General features: G+C 74.0%; 16 protein-coding genes. 10 read left to right on the plus strand and 6 right to left on the minus strand.

Features of this window, described 5'->3' with window-relative positions; genetic code table 11:
- The first annotated feature begins 1 nt into the window (after position 1).
- Together ABGB11_RS00675 and ABGB11_RS00680 are read left to right on the plus strand one after the other, a co-directional pair.
- The gene (locus ABGB11_RS00675; protein WP_347627624.1) at positions 2-565 is read left to right on the plus strand and encodes a dihydrofolate reductase family protein; all 564 of its coding nucleotides are present in this window, start codon (positions 2-4) and stop codon (positions 563-565) included.
- A gap of 270 nt (positions 566-835) precedes the next feature.
- Positions 836-2,443, plus strand: coding sequence for a serine/threonine-protein kinase (locus ABGB11_RS00680; RefSeq protein ID WP_347627626.1), 1,608 nt, complete (start codon positions 836-838; stop codon positions 2,441-2,443).
- Here ABGB11_RS00680 and ABGB11_RS00685 read toward each other — a convergent pair whose 3' ends face one another.
- Both ABGB11_RS00685 and ABGB11_RS00690 read right to left on the minus strand, forming a co-directional pair.
- Positions 2,444-3,634: a lipid-transfer protein gene (locus tag ABGB11_RS00685; protein WP_347627628.1), complete on the minus strand. Its 1,191-nt coding sequence runs from the start codon at positions 3,632-3,634 to the stop codon at positions 2,444-2,446.
- 240 nt (positions 3,635-3,874) lie between these two features.
- The gene (locus tag ABGB11_RS00690; protein WP_347627630.1) at positions 3,875-4,324 is read right to left on the minus strand and encodes an OB-fold domain-containing protein; all 450 of its coding nucleotides are present in this window, start codon (positions 4,322-4,324) and stop codon (positions 3,875-3,877) included.
- Positions 4,325-4,525: 201 nt separating this feature from the next.
- On the opposite strand from ABGB11_RS00690, the gene ABGB11_RS00695 reads away from it, so the two are divergent.
- Genes ABGB11_RS00695 through ABGB11_RS00705 form a run of 3 tightly spaced genes read left to right on the plus strand, consistent with a single transcriptional unit; the run spans position 4,526 to position 6,654 of the window.
- Positions 4,526-5,293 (plus strand): SDR family oxidoreductase, encoded by a 768-nt coding sequence (locus ABGB11_RS00695; protein ID WP_347627632.1) that lies wholly within the window; start codon positions 4,526-4,528, stop codon positions 5,291-5,293.
- Between the two features lie 9 nt (positions 5,294-5,302).
- Positions 5,303-6,262, plus strand: coding sequence for an LLM class F420-dependent oxidoreductase (locus tag ABGB11_RS00700; protein ID WP_347627634.1), 960 nt, complete (start codon positions 5,303-5,305; stop codon positions 6,260-6,262).
- A 32-nt stretch (positions 6,263-6,294) separates the two neighbouring features.
- A complete protein-coding gene (locus ABGB11_RS00705; RefSeq protein ID WP_347627636.1) occupies positions 6,295-6,654 on the plus strand; it encodes a Fe-S cluster assembly protein HesB in 360 nt (119 codons plus the stop codon).
- Positions 6,655-6,710: 56 nt separating this feature from the next.
- On the opposite strand, the gene ABGB11_RS00710 is transcribed toward ABGB11_RS00705, so the two are convergent.
- The 3 genes from ABGB11_RS00710 to ABGB11_RS00720 all read right to left on the minus strand — a co-directional run bounded on the left by ABGB11_RS00710 (position 6,711) and on the right by ABGB11_RS00720 (position 9,227).
- A complete protein-coding gene (locus tag ABGB11_RS00710; protein WP_347627638.1) occupies positions 6,711-6,842 on the minus strand; it encodes a hypothetical protein in 132 nt (43 codons plus the stop codon).
- A gap of 220 nt (positions 6,843-7,062) precedes the next feature.
- Positions 7,063-8,163: a hypothetical protein gene (locus ABGB11_RS00715; RefSeq protein ID WP_347627640.1), complete on the minus strand. Its 1,101-nt coding sequence runs from the start codon at positions 8,161-8,163 to the stop codon at positions 7,063-7,065.
- Positions 8,160-9,227 (minus strand): phosphotransferase family protein, encoded by a 1,068-nt coding sequence (locus ABGB11_RS00720; protein WP_347627642.1) that lies wholly within the window; start codon positions 9,225-9,227, stop codon positions 8,160-8,162. Before ABGB11_RS00720 ends, ABGB11_RS00715 begins: the two co-directional genes overlap by 4 nt.
- A gap of 118 nt (positions 9,228-9,345) precedes the next feature.
- Here ABGB11_RS00720 and ABGB11_RS00725 point away from each other — a divergent pair, with 118 nt between their 5' ends.
- From ABGB11_RS00725 to ABGB11_RS00745, 5 genes are all read left to right on the plus strand, one after another.
- Positions 9,346-9,996 carry an MBL fold metallo-hydrolase gene (locus ABGB11_RS00725; RefSeq protein ID WP_347627644.1) on the plus strand — a complete coding sequence of 217 codons (651 nt, stop codon included), beginning with the start codon at positions 9,346-9,348 and terminating at the stop codon, positions 9,994-9,996.
- Complete coding sequence (locus ABGB11_RS00730; protein WP_347627646.1) at positions 9,993-10,670, plus strand: HAD family hydrolase; 678 nt, start codon at positions 9,993-9,995, stop codon at positions 10,668-10,670. Before ABGB11_RS00725 ends, ABGB11_RS00730 begins: the two co-directional genes overlap by 4 nt.
- Positions 10,671-10,815: 145 nt before the next feature.
- A complete protein-coding gene (locus tag ABGB11_RS00735; protein WP_347627648.1) occupies positions 10,816-11,019 on the plus strand; it encodes a PspC domain-containing protein in 204 nt (67 codons plus the stop codon).
- Between the two features lie 89 nt (positions 11,020-11,108).
- Positions 11,109-15,203, plus strand: a complete 4,095-nt coding sequence (locus tag ABGB11_RS00740; RefSeq protein ID WP_347627650.1) for a hypothetical protein — start codon at positions 11,109-11,111, stop codon at positions 15,201-15,203.
- A gap of 129 nt (positions 15,204-15,332) precedes the next feature.
- The gene (locus ABGB11_RS00745) at positions 15,333-15,506 is read left to right on the plus strand and encodes a hypothetical protein (RefSeq protein ID WP_347627652.1); all 174 of its coding nucleotides are present in this window, start codon (positions 15,333-15,335) and stop codon (positions 15,504-15,506) included.
- On the opposite strand, the gene ABGB11_RS00750 is transcribed toward ABGB11_RS00745, so the two are convergent.
- Positions 15,499-16,956: an alpha/beta fold hydrolase gene (locus ABGB11_RS00750; protein ID WP_347627654.1), complete on the minus strand. Its 1,458-nt coding sequence runs from the start codon at positions 16,954-16,956 to the stop codon at positions 15,499-15,501. The genes ABGB11_RS00745 and ABGB11_RS00750 overlap by 8 nt on opposite strands.
- Between the last annotated feature and the right edge of the window lie 43 nt (positions 16,957-16,999).

Genomic DNA, 16,999 nt, shown 5'->3' on the forward strand with positions numbered 1-16,999 from the left:
CATGGGAAAGATCGTGGTGACCGAGTTCATCTCGCTGGACGGCGTCGTCGAGGCGCCCGGCGGCGAGGACTTCAAGTACCCGGACTGGAGCTTCGAGGTCGACCGCGGCCCCGACGGCGAGCAGTTCAAGACCGACGAGGCGCTCGCGTCGGCGGCGCTGCTGCTGGGCCGCGAGACCTACGAGGGCTTCGCCTCCGCCTGGCCGGACTACGAGGGCGAGCTCGCCGACAAGTACAACGGCATGCCGAAGTACGTCGTCTCCAGCACGCTCACGGACCCCGACTGGAACAACACGTCGGTGCTCTCCGGCGACCTGGCCAAGGAGGTCGCGCGGCTCAGGCAGGATGTCGACGGCGAGATCTCCGTGCCCGGCAGCATCCGGCTCGTCCAGGGCCTGCTCGCGCGCGACCTGGTCGACGAGATCCACCTGATGTGGATCCCCGTGATCCTCGGCCACGGGCGCAAGCTCTGGACGGAGACGCCCGACAAGACCAACTGGGCCATGCGGGAGGCGACGTCGTACGGGGACGGCGTCCTGGTGACCATCCACGAGCGCACCCGCTGACGAACCCGAGGCCCTGAGGTCAAGGCCGACGGTCCCGGGGCGCCCCCCGCCCGCCCCGGAACCATCGGTGGGTCCGGGGACGGCCGCGGCGGTCCCCCCGGCCGCGGCGGCCGTCCCCGGAGTCTGGTGTTCGGAAGGTGACACCAGACACGTCACCTCTACGGCGCTGGTCACACAGGGTCAGCAACGTGATTTGCATCACACACGCGCTCCGGTCCGATCGCGACGAGCAGTGCGTGACCGCCTTCGCGGAGTGAGATCATCTGTCGCGTGGAACCACTCCGTCCAGAGGATCCCGCGGGGACCGGCGGCTACCCCCTGCTGGCCCGGCTCGGCGCCGGCGGCATGGGGCAGGTGTATCTGGGGCTGACCGGTGGCGGGCGGCACGTCGCCATCAAGGTGATCCGGGAGGACTTCGAGGGCCCGCAGGCGCTCGCCCGCTTCCGGCGCGAGGTCGCGACCGTCGAGCGGGTGCGCAGCCGGTTCGCCGCCGCGATGGTCGGCGCGGGGCTGGACGCGCCGCCGTACTGGCTGGCCACCGAGTACGTCCCCGGGCCGACGCTCCGCCAGGCCGTCGCCGAGCACGGGCCGCTGCCCCCGGAGACCTGCGTGCGGCTGCTCGCCGCCCTCGCGCAGGGCCTGCTGGAGATCCACCGGCAGGGCGTCCAGCACCGCGACCTCAAACCGGGCAACGTGATCCTCGCCCCGGACGGGCCGCGGCTGATCGACTTCGGCATCGCCCGCGGCGAGGGGCAGACGCAGATCACCCAGACCGGCGTGTGGAACGGCACCCCCGGCTACGTCGCGCCCGAGGTCGTCCGGGAGCAGGAGCCGCGGCCCGCGTCGGACGTGTTCTCGCTCGCCGGGACGATCGCCTACGCCGCCACGGGACGCCCGCCGTTCGGCGGCGGGCGCATCGAGGCGATTATCCACCGCACCCTCGACGGCGAGATCGACCTGGACGGGGTAGACCCGCGCGTCGCCGACCTGGTCCGGCCCTGCGCCGAGCGCGACCCGGACGCGCGGATCACGCTGGAGCGGCTCCTCCAGTCGGCCATGCCCTCGGGCCCCGTCACGGGCGACCCCTTCTACCAGCGGGTCGTGGGCGTCCCGCGGCCGATGCCCGCCAGCGTCGCGGACGCCGCCGCGTTCGGGCTCGTCCCGCCGGAGCACATCAGGACGGGGCCCGGCGCGGGACGCGGACGGTCGCGCGCCGCCGTCATCGCCGCGGGCGCCGCGGTGGCCGCCGTCGTCCTCGGGGGCTCGCTCGCCGCGCGGTTCGCCCTCGACGGCGACGACCCGGGCGGCTCCACCGGCGGCACCGGCTCGACCCGCGGGCCCGGCGCGCAGGGCGGTCAGGGCGCGAACAGCGGCGCGGCCACGGCACCGGTACGGACCCCCGGCCCGGGAGGCCGCCCGCCGGACGTGATCCTGGTGAAGCAGCCGACCACGGACTTCCAGACCACGCGGTTCTCCCAGAGCGACCTCGCCTGCCTGCCGACGGTCCGGCCCGAGGACGCCGCCCTCGCCGGTGACCTGCAGAGGTCCGCGCCGCGCCAGCCGGTCACGGCGACGACCGTGGATCTCAGCATGCGCTTCAAGTACGCGAAGCCGTCCGGCTACTACGTGACCGCGGAGATCCGCCCGCCGGCGGAACAGCAGGGCAACGGCGTCACCGGCGTGGTCAGGAGCAAGCCGCACCTGGTGCCGGAGAACAACCAGGACGTGAGCCTCCGCTACCCGGCCGACTTCGAGTGGGAGGGCTCCGGCAACGGCACCTATCCGCTGATGAAGGGCGTCTGGACCGTCATCTGGATGCATGTGCACCCCAACGGCGACGCCTACTTCATGGCGTGCGACGGGTTCACCGTGGCGTGATCACCGGACGGCGATGAGGGCGGAACCATGGCCGAACAGGCCCTGGTTCACCGCGATCCCCGCCCGCGCGCCCTCGACCTGGCGGCCCTCGGCCTGACCGCGGAGCTGCCAGGTCAGCTCGCACACCTGCGCGATCGCCTGCGCCGGGATGGCCTCGCCGAAGGACGCGAGCCCGCCGCTCGGGTTCACCGGGACGCGCCCGCCGAGCGCCGTCGCGCCCGACCGGAGCAGTTCCTCGGCGCCGCCCGGCCCGCACAGCCCGATGTCCTCGTACCAGTCCAGCTCCAGGGCCGTGGACAGGTCGTAGACCTCGGCGAACGACAGGTCCTCGGGGCCGATGCCCGCCTCCTCGTAGGCGGCGTCCGCGATCGCGGACCGGAACGGGCGCTCGGGCTCCGGCACCGCCATCGCCGAGTCCGTGGCGAAGTCGGGCAGGTCGAGGACGGTCTTCGGGAACGTCGGCGTCACCGTCGACACCGCCGGGATCCGGACGGGGTCGGCGATCCCGTGCCGCCGCGCGAACTCCATCGACGTCAGGACGAGCGCCGCGCCGCCGTCGCTGGTCGCGCAGATGTCGAGCAGCCGCAGCGGGTCGGCGACCACGGCGGACTCGCGGACGTCCTCCGCCGTCACCTCCTTGCGGTACCGGGCGTTCGGGTTCGCCAGGCCGTGCCGGGCGTTCTTCACCTTCACGGCGGCGAAGTCGTCCAGCGTCGCGCCGTACATGGCCATCCGGCGGCGCGCGTACAGGGCGAAGTAGATCGGGTTGGTCGCGCCCAGAAGGCGGAACCGCAGCCAGTCGGGGTCGTCCGGGCGGTCGCCGCCGACGGGCTTGAAGAAGCCCTTCGGGGCGGCGTCGGCGCCCACGACCAGCGCGACGTCGCACAGGCCCGCGAGGATCTGCGCGCGCGCCGAGCCGATGGCCTGCGCTCCCGAGGCGCATGCCGCGTAGCAGCTGGACACCCGCGCGCCCGACCAGCCGAGCGCCTGCGCGAACGTCGCGCCGGCGATGAACCCGGGGTACCCGTTCCGGATGGTGTCCGCGCCGGCCACGTACTGGACGTCCGTCCACGCGAGCCCCGCGTCCGCCAGCGCGGCCCGCGCCGCCGCCAACCCGTACTCGACGAAGTTGCGCCCCCACTTCCCCCACGGATGCATCCCCGCACCGAGCACCGCAATATCCCTGCTCATTGGCTCGCTCCGCTCGCAGTGCGGGGCCGCTTTTTCGCGGCGGCTTCCCTCGTCACGTGCTCGCTCCTTCGTCGCTGCGCGCGTTCCTCAGTCCAGCCGCCGCGCGGCCCCGCACTGCTCATTGGCTCGCTCCGCTCGCGGTGCGGGGCCGCTTTTTCGCGGCGGCTTCCCTCGTCACGTGCTCGCTCCTTCGTCGCTGCGCGCGTTCCTCAGTCCAGCCGCCGCGCGGCCCCGCACTGCTCATCGGACGGGCCTCCACATCCAGACGGTGTATTCGGCTTCGTCGTCCTCGTAGAGGGTGCCTTCGGTCAGTTCCATCTCCATGCCGACAGTGAGGTCGTCGACGGTGTGGCCGGGGGCGACCTGGCCGAGGACGACCATGCGCTCGGCTTCGAGTTCGACCGCCGCGACGGTGTACGGGACGAAGGGGTCGGGGGAGACGTACGGGGGCGGCGGTTTGTAGCGGGAGTCGGCGTACGACCAGACGCGCCCGCGTCCGGACAGCGTGTACGGCTCCAGCTCGGAACCGTCCTTCGGGCCGGTGCAGGCGGGGTTGCGGCAGGCGAGCTCGTTGCGCGGGAAGTACGGCGTTCCGCAGGACGAGCAGCGGGTGCCGAGCAGCCGGACGCCTCCGTCCTCGGTGGTGAACCAGCCCTCGACTGCCGGACGACGTTCCTTGGTCGTGGTCACGCGGCCCCTCCCTGATCTCCCCGCCGTCTCCAACCGGGCGCAGCGTAACAACCAAGCGACCGTTCGGAGCGGGACGCGTCCGGTGAGCGGGACGGGCGTGGGCAGGACCCGAGCTAACTGACTCGTCAGTCACTTCGGTACAGTGACCGAGTCGGATTCTGCCGAGCCGCCCACAGGGTGCGAACAGTAGGGAGCGCGCGGATGCGGACTGGACTGCAGGGAAGGACCGCCCTGGTCACCGGGGCCTCCAGGGGGATCGGGAAGGCGATCGCGACCGCGTTCGCCGCCGAGGGCGCCAACGTCGTCATCTCCTCCCGCAAGCAGGAGGCGCTGGACGAGGTGGCCAAGGAGATCGGCGCGGCGCACCCGGACGTGCGCGTCCTCGCGAAGGCCGCGCACGTGGGTCACGCAGACGAGGCCGCCGCGTGCGTGGACGCGGCCGTCGCCGAGTTCGGCGGCCTCGACATCCTCGTCAACAACGCGGGGACCAACCCCTACTTCGGCCCGATGGCCGACATCGAGCCCGCCGCCGCCGCGAAGACCGTCGAGGTCAACCAGTTCGCGATCGTCCAGTGGACGCAGCTCGCGCTGCGGGCGTCGCTCGCCGAGCGGGGCGGCGCGGTCATCAACATCGCCTCCGTCGGCGGCATGATCACCGAGCACGGCATCGGCTACTACAACGCCACCAAGGCCGCCGTGATCCACCTGAGCCGGCAGTTCGCGATGGAGCTGGCGCCGAAGGTCCGCGTGAACTGCATCGCGCCCGGCCTGGTCAAGACGCACCTTGCCCGCGCCCTGTGGGAACCGAACGAGGCGGAGATCAGCAAGCACATGCCGCTCGGCCGCCTCGGCGAGCCCGAGGACATCGCGAACGCGGCGGTCTTCCTCGCGGGCGACGCTTCGTCCTGGATGACCGGGCAGACGCTCGTCGTGGACGGCGGCGCCACCATCCGCCCCTCGGTCGCCTAGGGAGAGCGCATGTCACGCTGGGGACTCACCATTCCGCTGACCGGGCTCCCGCTCGCCGAGCACCGGGACGTCGTGTCCGAGCTGTCCGCGCTCGGCTACACCGACGCCTGGTCCGCGGAGACGAACGGCACCGACGCGTTCACCCCGCTGGCGCTCGCCTCGCAGTGGGCCCCCGAGCTGCGGCTCGGCCCCGCGATCGTGCCGGTCTACACGCGCGGCCCGGCGCTCCTGGCGCAGCAGGCCGCCACCCTCGCCGACCTCGCGCCCGGACGGTTCGTGCTCGGCATCGGCACCTCGTCCGACACGATCGTGCAGCGCTGGAACGGCATCCCGTTCGAGGAGCCCTACAAGCGCACCCGTGACACGCTGCGCTTCCTCCGCAAGGCGCTCACGGGGGAGAAGGTGAAGGAGGAGTACGACACCTTCGCCGTCAAGGGCTTCAAGCTGGACAACGCGCCAGCGACGCCGCCGCCGATCGTCCTCGCGGCGCTGCGCCCCGGCATGCTGCGGCTGGCCGCCCGGGAGGCCGACGGCGCGATCACGAACTGGCTCGCGCCGAAGGACGTCCGGACGGTCCGCGGCGAGCTGGGCGACGAGCCGGAGCTGATCGCACGGCTGTTCGTCTGCCCGACCGAGGACGCCGCGGAGGCCCGGGCGATCGGCCGCTGGATGATCGCCGCGTACATGACGGTCCCCGTCTACAAGGCGTTCCACGAGTGGCTCGGGCGCGGTGAGGCGCTCCGCCCGATGAACGAGGCGTGGGCGGCCGGCGACCGCAAGAAGGCGCTGGAGGTCATCCCGGACGAGGTCGTCGACGACCTGGTCGTGCACGGCTCCCCGGACCGGTGCCGCGCCCGCGTCCGCGAGTACGTGGACAGCGGGCTCACCACGCCCATTCTGGCGATCGTCCCCAGCGGTGGCCTGTCCCCGGCGGAGGCGGTGCGGGCGCTCGCCCCGAGCGCGGACTGAGACCGTTCGGTCACGTCTCGATGTTTACGGCCATGGGGATCGGGGAGGGTGTGCGGATCAACCCGACACAGCAGAGACGTGAGGAGCTGATCGTGCTCACGCTGACCAGCGGTGCCGTCCAGGTCATTCGTACAGTGACCGCGAACCCGGAGCTTCCGCCCGAGACCGGCATCCGCATCGAGTCCGGGCTCGACGGCTCGGACGCCCTGCGGCTTTCGGTGGCCCCCGCCCCCGAAGCCGGCGACCAGGTGGTGGAGGAGGAGGGCGCCAAGGTGTACCTGGAGGCCGCCGTCGCCGAACTGCTCGACGACAAGACCCTCGACGCCCAGGTCGACCCGCAGGGCGACGTGGCGTTCACCATCGCGGAGGGGGCCGGGGGGACCTCTGCCTGACGCGACGGAGCAGACGGGACCGGGGCGCGCCGTAGGGCCGTCCCGGTCCCGTGCGTTCAGCGCATGGCCTTCACGACGGCGAACACGGCGAACAGGAACGCCACCGTGGTGAGGATCATGAAGGCGCCGACCACCGCGCAGGCCAGGCCGCGCGGCTGGTCGCGCCACGTTCCGTAGCGGTCGCGCACCTGCTGGTCCAGATCGCGGAGGGGAGCGCCGGAGGAGCGGTGGGCACCGGTGGAACGGTGGGTACCGGTGGAACGGTGGCCACCCGACCGCCGGCCTGTTCCGGGTGGTCTGGGAGGCCGTCCACCTGGCGAGGAGTCGTCCGGTTTCCGGGACGGCCGTTCCGCGTCCGGGGGGTCGGGCGAAGGCGGGGTCGTCACGGTCGCCAGTCTGGCAGACGACTCACTCCGGGAACGACGGATGCGGGCCGAGCGCCCAGTACTCGTAGAGTCCATACCCGGTGACCGTCCCGGTGGGCTGCGAGCCGTCCAGGTACTCGTACCGGCCGACCGCGTCGACCATGCCCCACATGCGGGCTGCGTCGTCCGGCTTGCGGACGTCGTAGGCGACTCCTTCGACCTTCAGGTCCGGTCCCTGGTACATGCCGTGCTTCCAGCCGGGCTCCAGCCCGTACCCGGTGCCGACCATCATGTGGACCGGCAGGATCGGCGTCGCCCTGATCTCGAACGGCGTCCCGCCCGGGGGCGCGAAGCGCAGCGTCGCGGTGACCACGTCGCGGGTGCCCTCCGCGTATTCGGGACGGTATTCGGGGCGTCCCAGATACTCGGCCTCATGGTCGGGCCAGACGCGCGTGGCCTCTTCCAGTACGCGGCGGCCCTTCTCGTCCTCCTGGACGATGCAGAGGATCGAGTGGTCCTCGAACTGCATGGGCGCGTACAGCCAGTAGAACGTGCCCGCGTTCTTCACCTGGATGCCGGGCGGCTCCGGCTCGCCGACGGGACGGATGCCCCAGGAGCGGTCCCGCGAGCCCCACCAGTGGTCGGGGGTGACGTCGACGGTCTCGCCGTCGACCGTGATGGTGCCCGTCCAGCGTCCGGTCTGGGCGAGGCGCCGGGAGTCGAACATCACGCGTTCCTGCCAGCGGAGGTAGTGCGGGGGCTCCAGCGTGGCGGGGATCGTTCCTTCCCAGGTCAGGTCGAACGAGAGGCCGTGCTCGGTCTCGTCGAGGACGACCCTGAGCTTCTTCAGCCCCTCGATGACCTCCACCCGGAACGGTCCGACCCGGGTGTCCATGCGGTCGGCGCCCAGCTCGCGGGACGCGCGGACCACCTTGTGCGCCGGCCCGTGCCGGACGACCGCGAACGCGTCCATGACGCCGAGGTTCGGGTACTGCCCGATCCCGATGATCAGCATCAGCTCGTCGGAGCAGGGATGCGCGTTGAAGTAGTACCGGTCGTAGAAGTTCCGGTCCGACGTGGTGACATGGCGCATCACCTCGGGCGCCTGGTGGATCGGGTAGTCGTCGAGCGGCGAGAGCGTCACCGGTGCCCCTCCAGGATGCGGGCGAGCAGCTGCGTGCAGTTGTTGTTGTGGGGGAAGTCGGAGGTCGTGTCGATCCAGCCGAAGTCGATCATCGCCTGCCCGATCCGGGCCATGATCACCGAGAACTTGAAGCCGGACAGGATCTCGTAGTACGCCATGTGCCGCATCGGGCGTCCGAGCAGCTCCTCGTAGCGGGCGACGGTCGCGGCGTAGGACGGGAAGCCGTCCAGCCGGGCCGCGCCGACCCCTTCGGAGTGGTGCCGGTCCAGGAACATGAACCAGGCGAGGTCCTCCTCGGGGGCGCCGAGCGCGGCGGTCTCCCAGTCCAGGACGGCCGCCGGCGCCCCGGACCGGAAGATCACGTTGCCGATGCGGGCGTCGCCCCACAGCACGGCGGGCTCGTCCGGCTCGTCGGGGCGGTTCGCCCTCAGCCACGCCAGGGCCTCGAGCGCCGTCTGCTGCGGGCCCTTGTACGCCCAGGACAGGTAGTCCTCGTAGTAGTTCAGCCGCTGGTCGAGGCCGGGCGCGCCCCACCGCGGCTGGTCGAGGAACCCGAGGCCGAGCTCCCGCACGTCCAGCCGGTGCAGGTCCGCGAGGATCTCCAGCGTCGACCACCACATCGCGGCCCGCTCCTCCGGCGGGACCTCGGTCACCCAGCCGCCCGTGTGGTACGGCGGCATGTCGGTCGGGACGCGGCCGTCCACGCGTCCCATGACGAAGAACGCGGCGCCGAGGACGTCCGGGGACGGCTCGTACCAGCGGATCGGCGGGACCGGGATGCCGGTGCGCTCGTCCAGGACCCGCATCAGCCGGTACTGCTCCTCGAACCGCGGCTCGGGGAAGACCTGGTAGCTGATGGGGGCGACGCGGGCGACGAACGGCTCCCTGCGCACGGCGCCGTCGTCGCCGGTCCACTCGGCGTCGAAGATGAGGGTCTCGTTGGAGAAGCCGCTGGTCTGGGGCGTCTCGATGGGCGGTATCCGGACGCCGGGAAGGTGCCGGTCCAGCCAGCCGGTGAGGCGCCGCCGGGTGACCTCGGGATCGCGCTGGTCGGGAACGGGCATCGGACCGCCTCCTCGCCGGGCCCCCGGGCCCGATCGCGCCCCCGAACTAGAACGTGTTCTATCAACGCTCGCGGGGGCGGTCAATGGGCGGCGCCGCCCGGCGTGAAAAAATCGCCGCATGCGTCTCACCAAGCTCGGACACGCCTGCGTGCAGATCACCGAGGACGACCGGTCGATCGTCATCGACCCCGGCTCCTTCAGCGAGGCGGCCACCGCCCTGGACGCCGCGGACGCCGTCCTGATCACCCACGAGCACTTCGACCACTTCGACGCCGACGCGCTGCGCGCCGCGATGGCGCGGCGCCCCGGCCTGGAGGTGTGGACGTCCCGCGCCGTCGCCGAGAACCTCGCCGACCTCGGCGGGCGCGTCCACCAGGTCGGCCACGAGGACGCCGTCACCGTCGCCGGCTTCGACGTCCACGTGTACGGCGAGGACCACGAGCTCATGCACCCGGACCTGCCGCCCGTCCCCAACGTCGGCTTCCTCGTGGACGGCGAGGTCTTCCACCCGGGGGACGCGCTTACCGTTCCGTCCGAGCCCGTCCGCACGCTGTGCCTGCCGGGCAACGCGCCCTGGATGCGGGCGCTCGACCTCTACACCTACACGCGCGAGGTCCGCCCGGAACGCGCCTTCGCCATCCACGACGGCCTCCTCAACGACATCGGCCTCATGGTCATGGAACGGGTCCTCACCGGTGCGGGGGAGGAACTCGGCAGGGAGTTCCGCCGCCTCGCCCCGGGCACCTCCGTCGACCTGGCCGCCGCGTGAGCCGAGCCCCCCGCACCCCGGGACCCGTCCAGGCCGTCTTCTTCGACATCGGTGAGACGCTGATCAACGAGGGCGAGATCTACGGCCGCTGGGCCGACTGGCTCGGCGTCCCCCGGCACACCTTCCTCGCCAAGCTCGGCGCGCTGCTGGCGACCGGCGGCACCCACATGGACCTCTTCGAGTACTTCCGCCCCGGGTTCGACCTCGCGGAGGAGCAGCGCCGCCGCGCCGCGTCGGGCGTCCCGAACGGGTTCGGGCCGGACGACCTGTACCCGGACGCGCGGGCCTGCCTCGCGGGGCTGCGCGACCAGGGCCTGTACGTCGGGATCGCGGGCAACCAGCCGGTCGAGGCCGCCGAGCAGATGGCGGCGCTCGGGCTGGAGGCCGACGTGGTCGGCATCTCCGACGTGTGGGGCGTCTCCAAGCCGTCCCAGGAGTTCTTCGAGCGGTGCGCCCAGCTCGCCGACGTGCTGCCCGACCGCGTCCTCTACGTGGGCGACCGCATCGACAACGACGTCCGCCCGGCGCTGGAGTTCGGGATGCGGGCGGCGTTCCTGCGGCGCGGCCCCTGGGGGCACATCCAGCAGGACGACGGCGCGCTGCGCGAATGCCTGTTCGTCCTGGACGACCTGGCCGGTCTGCCGAAGCTCGTCGCCGACCACAACGCCCCCTAGGGGACGTCCCCTAATCCGCGAGTAGGGCGCCGAACAAGCCGGAGGGCTGATGTGGGCCCGGGTCCCCGGCTCGTAGCGTGAAGAACGTGGCCGCGAGAAAACGCGGCGACGTTCGATGCTCGACGAATCGGGGAGAGAAGAACCCATGAACAGCCTTTATCGTCCGCGCAACGACCGGGTCATCGCGGGTGTCTGCGCCGGGCTAGCACGCAGGTTCGGCATGACCTCGTGGACCGTCCGGCTGTTGTTCCTGCTGTCGTGCCTGCTTCCGGGCCCGCAGTTCGTCGTCTACCTGGTCCTCTGGGTGATGATGCCGAACGAGGACCGCACCATGGCCCGCGCCCACTAACCCAAGATCAACGATTGCGCTTGGCCGGGCTCGCCCGGGGGGTGTTAGATCGGGGCACCACCATTCCCGTGGGAAGGGGAGGAGCCGCGGTGCCTGACGAGGCCCCGGGTCCCGGCCGGCCCGGCCGGGCCGTGGACGAAGCCGCCGCGCGCGAGGCCGAGCACGCGGCGCGCCTGCTCGGCTACCTGCGCGACCTGGCGCGTGCCCGGCGGCGCCCGTCCCGCGATCTCGCCGACCACGACCACGTCCACTGGCTGGCCGACCTGCCCGGCGACGTCTACGTGGAACGGGACGCCGGACCGGGCGAGGTCCTGTTCAGCGTCCCGGTCATCCCGCTGACCCCGCCCGTCGTGCTGGAGGAGTTCGACGGCTGGCTCGCCCTGCGCACCTGGTACCGCATCCTGCGCGACCTGGCCGGCGAGGAGGTGGTGCTCGCGGCCGGGCTGCTGTCGTGGCGCCCCGCCGTCCACGACCACCTGCTGAGCACGCCCGTCCGGATCGTCCTGGACGAGCGGACCGAGCGCGTCGACGTCGTCCTCGACGGCCACACCACCCTCCGCGACCGGGAACTGCTGTCCGGCCACCCCGGGTTCAGGCCCGCCGCCTGGGTGGCGGAGGCCGTGCAGGCCGGGCAGGGCTTCGGGCTGAACGCCTCGACCGGCGACGTCCTGCGCAAATGGTGCCAGGTCTCGCTCACCACCCCCGCCGACTTCCGCGAGGACTGGGCGCCCGGCGCCGACACCGCCTCGCCCGTCCCGCGGCTCCGGCTCGCGCCCGCGCTCGTCGTCCGCCCGCCGGCCCGCGAGGCCGTCGCCGACCACCATGCCCGGCTGCTGACCCTGCTGCCGCGCGGCGTCCCCGACGGGCTCGCCCGGTTCGTGTCGCCGGGCAGGAAACCGCAGATCATGCACGTCCCCGAGCGTGCGCCGGAGACCGTCCCCGACCTGCTCGCGGGGCTGCTCGCCCGCGGCCACCGGGTGCTCGTCGCCACCTCCGGCCCGACCGCGTCCGCCGACCTGCGCGCCGCGCTCCCGCCCGGCCTCGCCGCCCTCACCGCCACCGACCCGGCGATGGCGGCGCGGACGGCGGAGGCGCTCCGGGCCCGCGGCGCGTCCCCCGACCTCGCGCTGGCCGCCGGGCGCGAGGAGGCCGCCGCCCGCCGCGTCGCCGAGACCACCGAGCGGCTCCGCAGCGGCGACCTGGACGAGCCGGCGCCAGACCCCGGCGACGACGACCCCGAGCTGTCCTGGATGCCCGTCCGGCCCGACCTGCCCGCGGCGCCGCCGATCTCCCGCTCCGAGGCCGCCGACCTCGTCGTCCTCCTCGCGGAGGAGACCGCCGCGCGCAAGGCCCGCACCACCCAGCGGGACGTCGACCCGGGCGCGCTGCCGAGCGCCGCCTACGTCCAGACGCTGGTCGACGCCGAGGTGGCGGCCGTCGAGCGCGCCGAACGGTCCAGGACGGAGCTGTCGCAGCGCCTCCGCGACTCCGACCGCACGTTCCTCGCCCGCCTCGACGGGGACGCCTCCGTCGTCGCCGCCGCGTTCCGCGACCTCGGCCTCGAAGGCCACCCCGGCGGCTGGAACGGCGCCGACCTCGCCGCCCGCGCGTTCGGCGACGCCCTCGGCGACCGGCGCCCCCTCATCTGGGCCCGGGTCTCGGAGATGACCTCCCGCGCCCAGTGGGCCGAGCGCGCCCTGGCCGAGCTGAGCGGCCACACCGTCGAGCTGCCCGAGGACGCCGACCTGCGGGGGCTCGCCGCGTCCGCCCAGGATCTGCGCACCCACCTGGCCGGCGGCGGCACCCTCAAGCGCGGCCCGCTGCGCCCGGCCGTCCAGCGCCAGGCGGAACCGCTGCTCACCACGGTCACGGTGGACGGCGTCGCGCCGACCACCCCCGAGCTGCTGGACCTCGTCCACACCGACCTCATGGTGCGGATCACCTGCCGGGAGCTGCAGTACGTGTGGGAGGCCGCCGGCATCTCCTTCCCGGCCGACCTGCCGCCCGCCGAACGCGTCGCCCGTTTCGTCCGCGCCCACGCCCGCCTCGCCCGCGTCCGCGACGCGATGCAGGCCGTGGACTCCACCCGGCGCCTCCTCGATCGCTCCGGCTTCGGCGTCCGGCTCACGCATCCCGCCCAGTGGCACGAGTACGCCTCCGCCCTGCGCAACGCCCTGGAGAGCCTCGGCGTCAACCGCGCCGCCGCCGACCTGGAGGCCCTGCGCGAGTCGATCGGCCCCCTCGCCGACGACGACCCCCCCGAACTGCGCGACGCCCTCGCCGCCATCGACGCCCGCGACGCCGCCGCCTACGGCCGCGCCCTCGGCGCCCTCGCCGAGGCCCGCCACGAACGCTCCCGCCAGATCCGCTGCGACGAGCTGATCGTCCGCGTCCGCTCCGTCCACCCCGACCTCGCCAACCTCATGATCGCCACCGACGGCGACGAGGTCTGGCACGCCCGCACCCGCCGCTGGGACGACGCCTGGGCCTGGGCCCGCCGCCGCGCCGCGCCCGCCGTCCCCGCCACGGACCGCCTCCACGCGGAGCTGGCCTCCGCCGAGGAGGACCTCCGCACCGCCCGCGCCGACCTCACCGCCGCCCGCGCCTGGGCGGCCGCCGCCGCGCGAGCCTCGTCGGCCCCCGACGCCGTCCCGGCCTGGATCCTCCCCCTGTGGCGCGTCCCGGACGTCCTGCCGCCCACCCCCGACGGGTTCGACGTCGTCATCGTCGACGGCGAGCACGAGGCCGGCGCCGAGGCCCTGCACGTCCTCTGGCACGCCCCCCGCACCATCCTCGTCGGCCCACCCGGCCCCGACCTGCCGCCCCCGGAGGGCCCGCCGCCCGCCACCCGCCTCCCGTCCCACCTGCACACCGCGATCACCCCCACGACCACCCTCTTCACCGCCCTGACGACCCCACCCGCCCCCGAGAACGCCGCCCCCGAGCCCCGGCCGGACGTGACCCGGCAGGACCTGCGAACGCAACCCCCCGGCCTGTACGACCGCCCGGACATCACCCAGCGCGACCTGCCGATCATCCCCAGACCTGAGCGTCCCCCGACCCGGAGCGCCCCCCGGCCCCCACCGCCCCCGCCCGCCCGCGAGCCGGACAAGGTCCCGCGCCCGCCAGACGTACCGGTAGCGGGCCAGGGCACGACCGAACCCGCCCCAAGAGCCCCTGAGAAGCGCCCCACCGCGCCCGGTACAGGCGAGGGTCCGCCGATGCCCCGGCGGGGCAGGCCGCCTGGACTCGGCGGCCCGCGCGAGCGTGCGGAGACGCCTGGTCCGGCTGCTTCGCGGGAGCGTTCCGCACCCTCGGCGCCTGCGCCGGGGACGCCAGGACCGGGTGTTCCGCAGGAGCGTCCTGTGGTGTCGGCGTCCGGCACAGGTCCGCAGGCCGAACGTCCGCCGGCGCCTCGGCGGGGTAGGCCGTCCGAGGGGGCGGGGGCTCGTCCGCCGGAGCGGTCGGATGTACCGGTGGCCGGGCGGGGCGCCAAGCCCCCGGCCGCGCCTCGTGATGTGCCGGTGGCGGGGCGTGGGGCCCGGGGGCCGGGGCGCTCGGACGTGCCGGCGGCGGGGCGGGGTGCGAGTGCTCCGCCTGAGGGGCAGGCGCCCTCGGGCACGCCGCCTGAGGAACCTGGGAGTGGCTCGCGTGGGCAGCCGTTGCCTCCTCGGCGGCTGGACGCGATGCGGCGGGATTCGCGGGGGGCGGCTCCCCGGTCCGGTGGGGGCTCGCTGCCGCCTCGGCGGCTGGACGCGGGGCGGCTGGAGCCGCACGCTCCCGAGCCGGGTCCGCAAGGGGCCAAGGCGCCTGCGGCGCGCGAGCCCGAGCCGGAGGCGCGGCCGCCCGCACCGCGGCCGGACATTCCCGCACTCTGGGGCAAGCCGGGGCCGCGGCCGGAGCCGCCGGCGGCGCCTCCACCGCCGCAGCAGCAGCAACAGCCCGAGGTGAGCGGTTCGTCGCCCGCGCACGCGATGATCCGGCGGGGCCAGTCGATCGCCGGGTACAAGCGCCCCGAACTCGTCGAGATCGTCGGGCATATCGCCGAGCGCGAACCGGAGCTCTCGGACGAGCAGATCGTCGAGCTGGTGACCCGCCTCATGGCGTGCCCGGAGGACGAGGCGCTCCTTGTGGGCGCCCGGCTGCGGTACGCGGTGGAGGCCTACCGGGAGAGCGCCGGCTAGCAGCAGTGGTGTCGGCTGGGGCGGCTTCGGTGTGAGATGGGAACGGCAATTCCTTTGCTCCGGGCTCACCGAAGCGCGCCCGGCTCGGTTGATCAGGCGCTACCTGACGGAGGAGCAGCGCAAGGCCGTGTGCGTGGGCTCGCAGACCCACGCCACCCTGCTGGTGGACCCGGACGCGCCGCGCTCGACGTCCGGCTCATCGCCCCTCTGCCGGACGAGGAACCGGTTCACGAGGAGGCCGCCCGGCTCCTGGGCTTCGCCGCGCCCGGCGACGAGCACGACCTCCGGATCGGGCTCAGCTGATCGGCATGGTGATCGCGAGCGGCCAGGCGAGCAGCGGCCCGCCGGCCGCCGCGGCCACCCAGGCGGGCGCCGCGAGCCGGCGGAGCGCCGCCGCCTGGACGCCCTGCCAGGCGAGCAGAGCGGCGATCAGCGGTGCCGGCAGCAGCACGTAGGACGAGACCACGCCCACGGCCACGCCGGCGCAGAGGCCCGCCAGGGCGCCCGCCGCCGTCCAGGCGTGGATCCCGATCGCGGTGCGACCGCCCTGACCGGTGCACAGGGCCTCGACGCCCAGGCAGTACAGCGCGGCGCACACGGTGACCAGGACGAGCACCCATGCGCGCGGGCCGACCGGTATCGCGTGCGCCCAGCCGAGGTGGGCCGGTACGGCGACCGACACCGCGGTCAGCGCGCTGAGGGCGGCGGCCGCCGCGACCGTGCGGGGCGCGGGCCGTCCGACCGCGATCCCTCGCGCGGACGCCAGGGTGACCAGGCCGATCACGCCGAAGAACCCGGCGAGCGGACCGGTCACCGCCACCGGCAGCGCGAGCAGCGACATCGCCGGCACCGCCACGATGACCGCCACGGCGGAGCCCACCAGGGCGCCGGTCAAAGAGACGCGGCGCGCGGGATGGTCGCCGGTCCCGAGAAGCGCCGATGCGATCGTGCCGAAGCTCAGCACGGCCGCCAGGTAGAGCAGCATCGCCGACCCGGCCCGCTGGACGGCGCGCGCCGCCGTGCCCGGAGCCGCCCGGCGGGCGAAGGCCGCGTCGAACCAGGCGCCCGTCTCCCGGTGGGTGCGCGGGCTGAACAGCACACCGGCGTGCTCGACGCCGCCGGCGATGACCGCCCGGCGCGCGGTCCCGGCCCGGGGGTCGCCGTAGGTGACGCCGGCGCGCCCCCGCGGGTAGGCGGCTCGCAGCGCGCCGAGGGCGCCGTCCCGGTAGGCGGCGAACTCCAGGCCGCCCGCGATCAGCAGCAGGTTGCGGGGAGCGGACGCGGGCACGTCCATCCGTCCCTGCGAGATCGCGACCGTCGCTCCGACGGACGGGCGCGCGGTGGCGTACCGGATGACCGCGGCGGCCCCCATCGAATGCCCGACGAGACCGAGCCGGGCGGTGTCGACCCCCGGCATGGACCGCAGGCGCCGGACGGCGGTGTCCAGGTCGCGGTCGAGCCGCGCGCCGGCGGCCGGTCCCTCCCCGCCCCCGGGCAGCGGCCGGGTGGCGGCTCCGTGTCCGGCGAGGTCGACCAGCGCGACCGCGTACCCGCGCCGTGCCAGCGTGTCGGCGAAACCCCGCATCAGCCGGCGGCCGGCGCCCATGCCGTGGGCGACGACCACCCCGGGCAGCCGCCCCTCGGCATGGGCGGGACGGACCGTCTCCACCGGGACCCCGTCGACCACGGCGCTCCGCCGCTCGATGCCCCTGTCCGCCGTCGCGAGCCCCAGAATTCCGGCGACCGCGCACACCGCCGCCACTGTGACCGCCGCAACCCGCCGTTTCCGCACTGGC

Origin of the sequence: Actinomadura sp. B10D3 (assembly GCF_039871695.1) — a bacterium.
In the GTDB taxonomy this organism is placed as follows: domain Bacteria; phylum Actinomycetota; class Actinomycetes; order Streptosporangiales; family Streptosporangiaceae; genus Spirillospora; species Spirillospora madurae.

Excerpts from the sequence above, each read along its gene's own strand:
- ABGB11_RS00675 (WP_347627624.1), top strand. The coding sequence starts at position 2 with ATGGGAAAGATCGTGGTGACCGAGTTCATCTCGCTGGACGGCGTCGTC.
- ABGB11_RS00685 (WP_347627628.1), bottom strand. The coding sequence starts at position 3,634 with ATGAGCAGGGATATTGCGGTGCTCGGTGCGGGGATGCATCCGTGGGGG.
- ABGB11_RS00695 (WP_347627632.1), top strand. The coding sequence starts at position 4,526 with ATGCGGACTGGACTGCAGGGAAGGACCGCCCTGGTCACCGGGGCCTCC.
- ABGB11_RS00700 (WP_347627634.1), top strand. The coding sequence starts at position 5,303 with ATGTCACGCTGGGGACTCACCATTCCGCTGACCGGGCTCCCGCTCGCC.
- ABGB11_RS00705 (WP_347627636.1), top strand. The coding sequence starts at position 6,295 with ATGGGGATCGGGGAGGGTGTGCGGATCAACCCGACACAGCAGAGACGT.
- ABGB11_RS00720 (WP_347627642.1), bottom strand. The coding sequence starts at position 9,227 with ATGCCCGTTCCCGACCAGCGCGATCCCGAGGTCACCCGGCGGCGCCTC.
- ABGB11_RS00725 (WP_347627644.1), top strand. The coding sequence starts at position 9,346 with ATGCGTCTCACCAAGCTCGGACACGCCTGCGTGCAGATCACCGAGGAC.
- ABGB11_RS00735 (WP_347627648.1), top strand. The coding sequence starts at position 10,816 with ATGAACAGCCTTTATCGTCCGCGCAACGACCGGGTCATCGCGGGTGTC.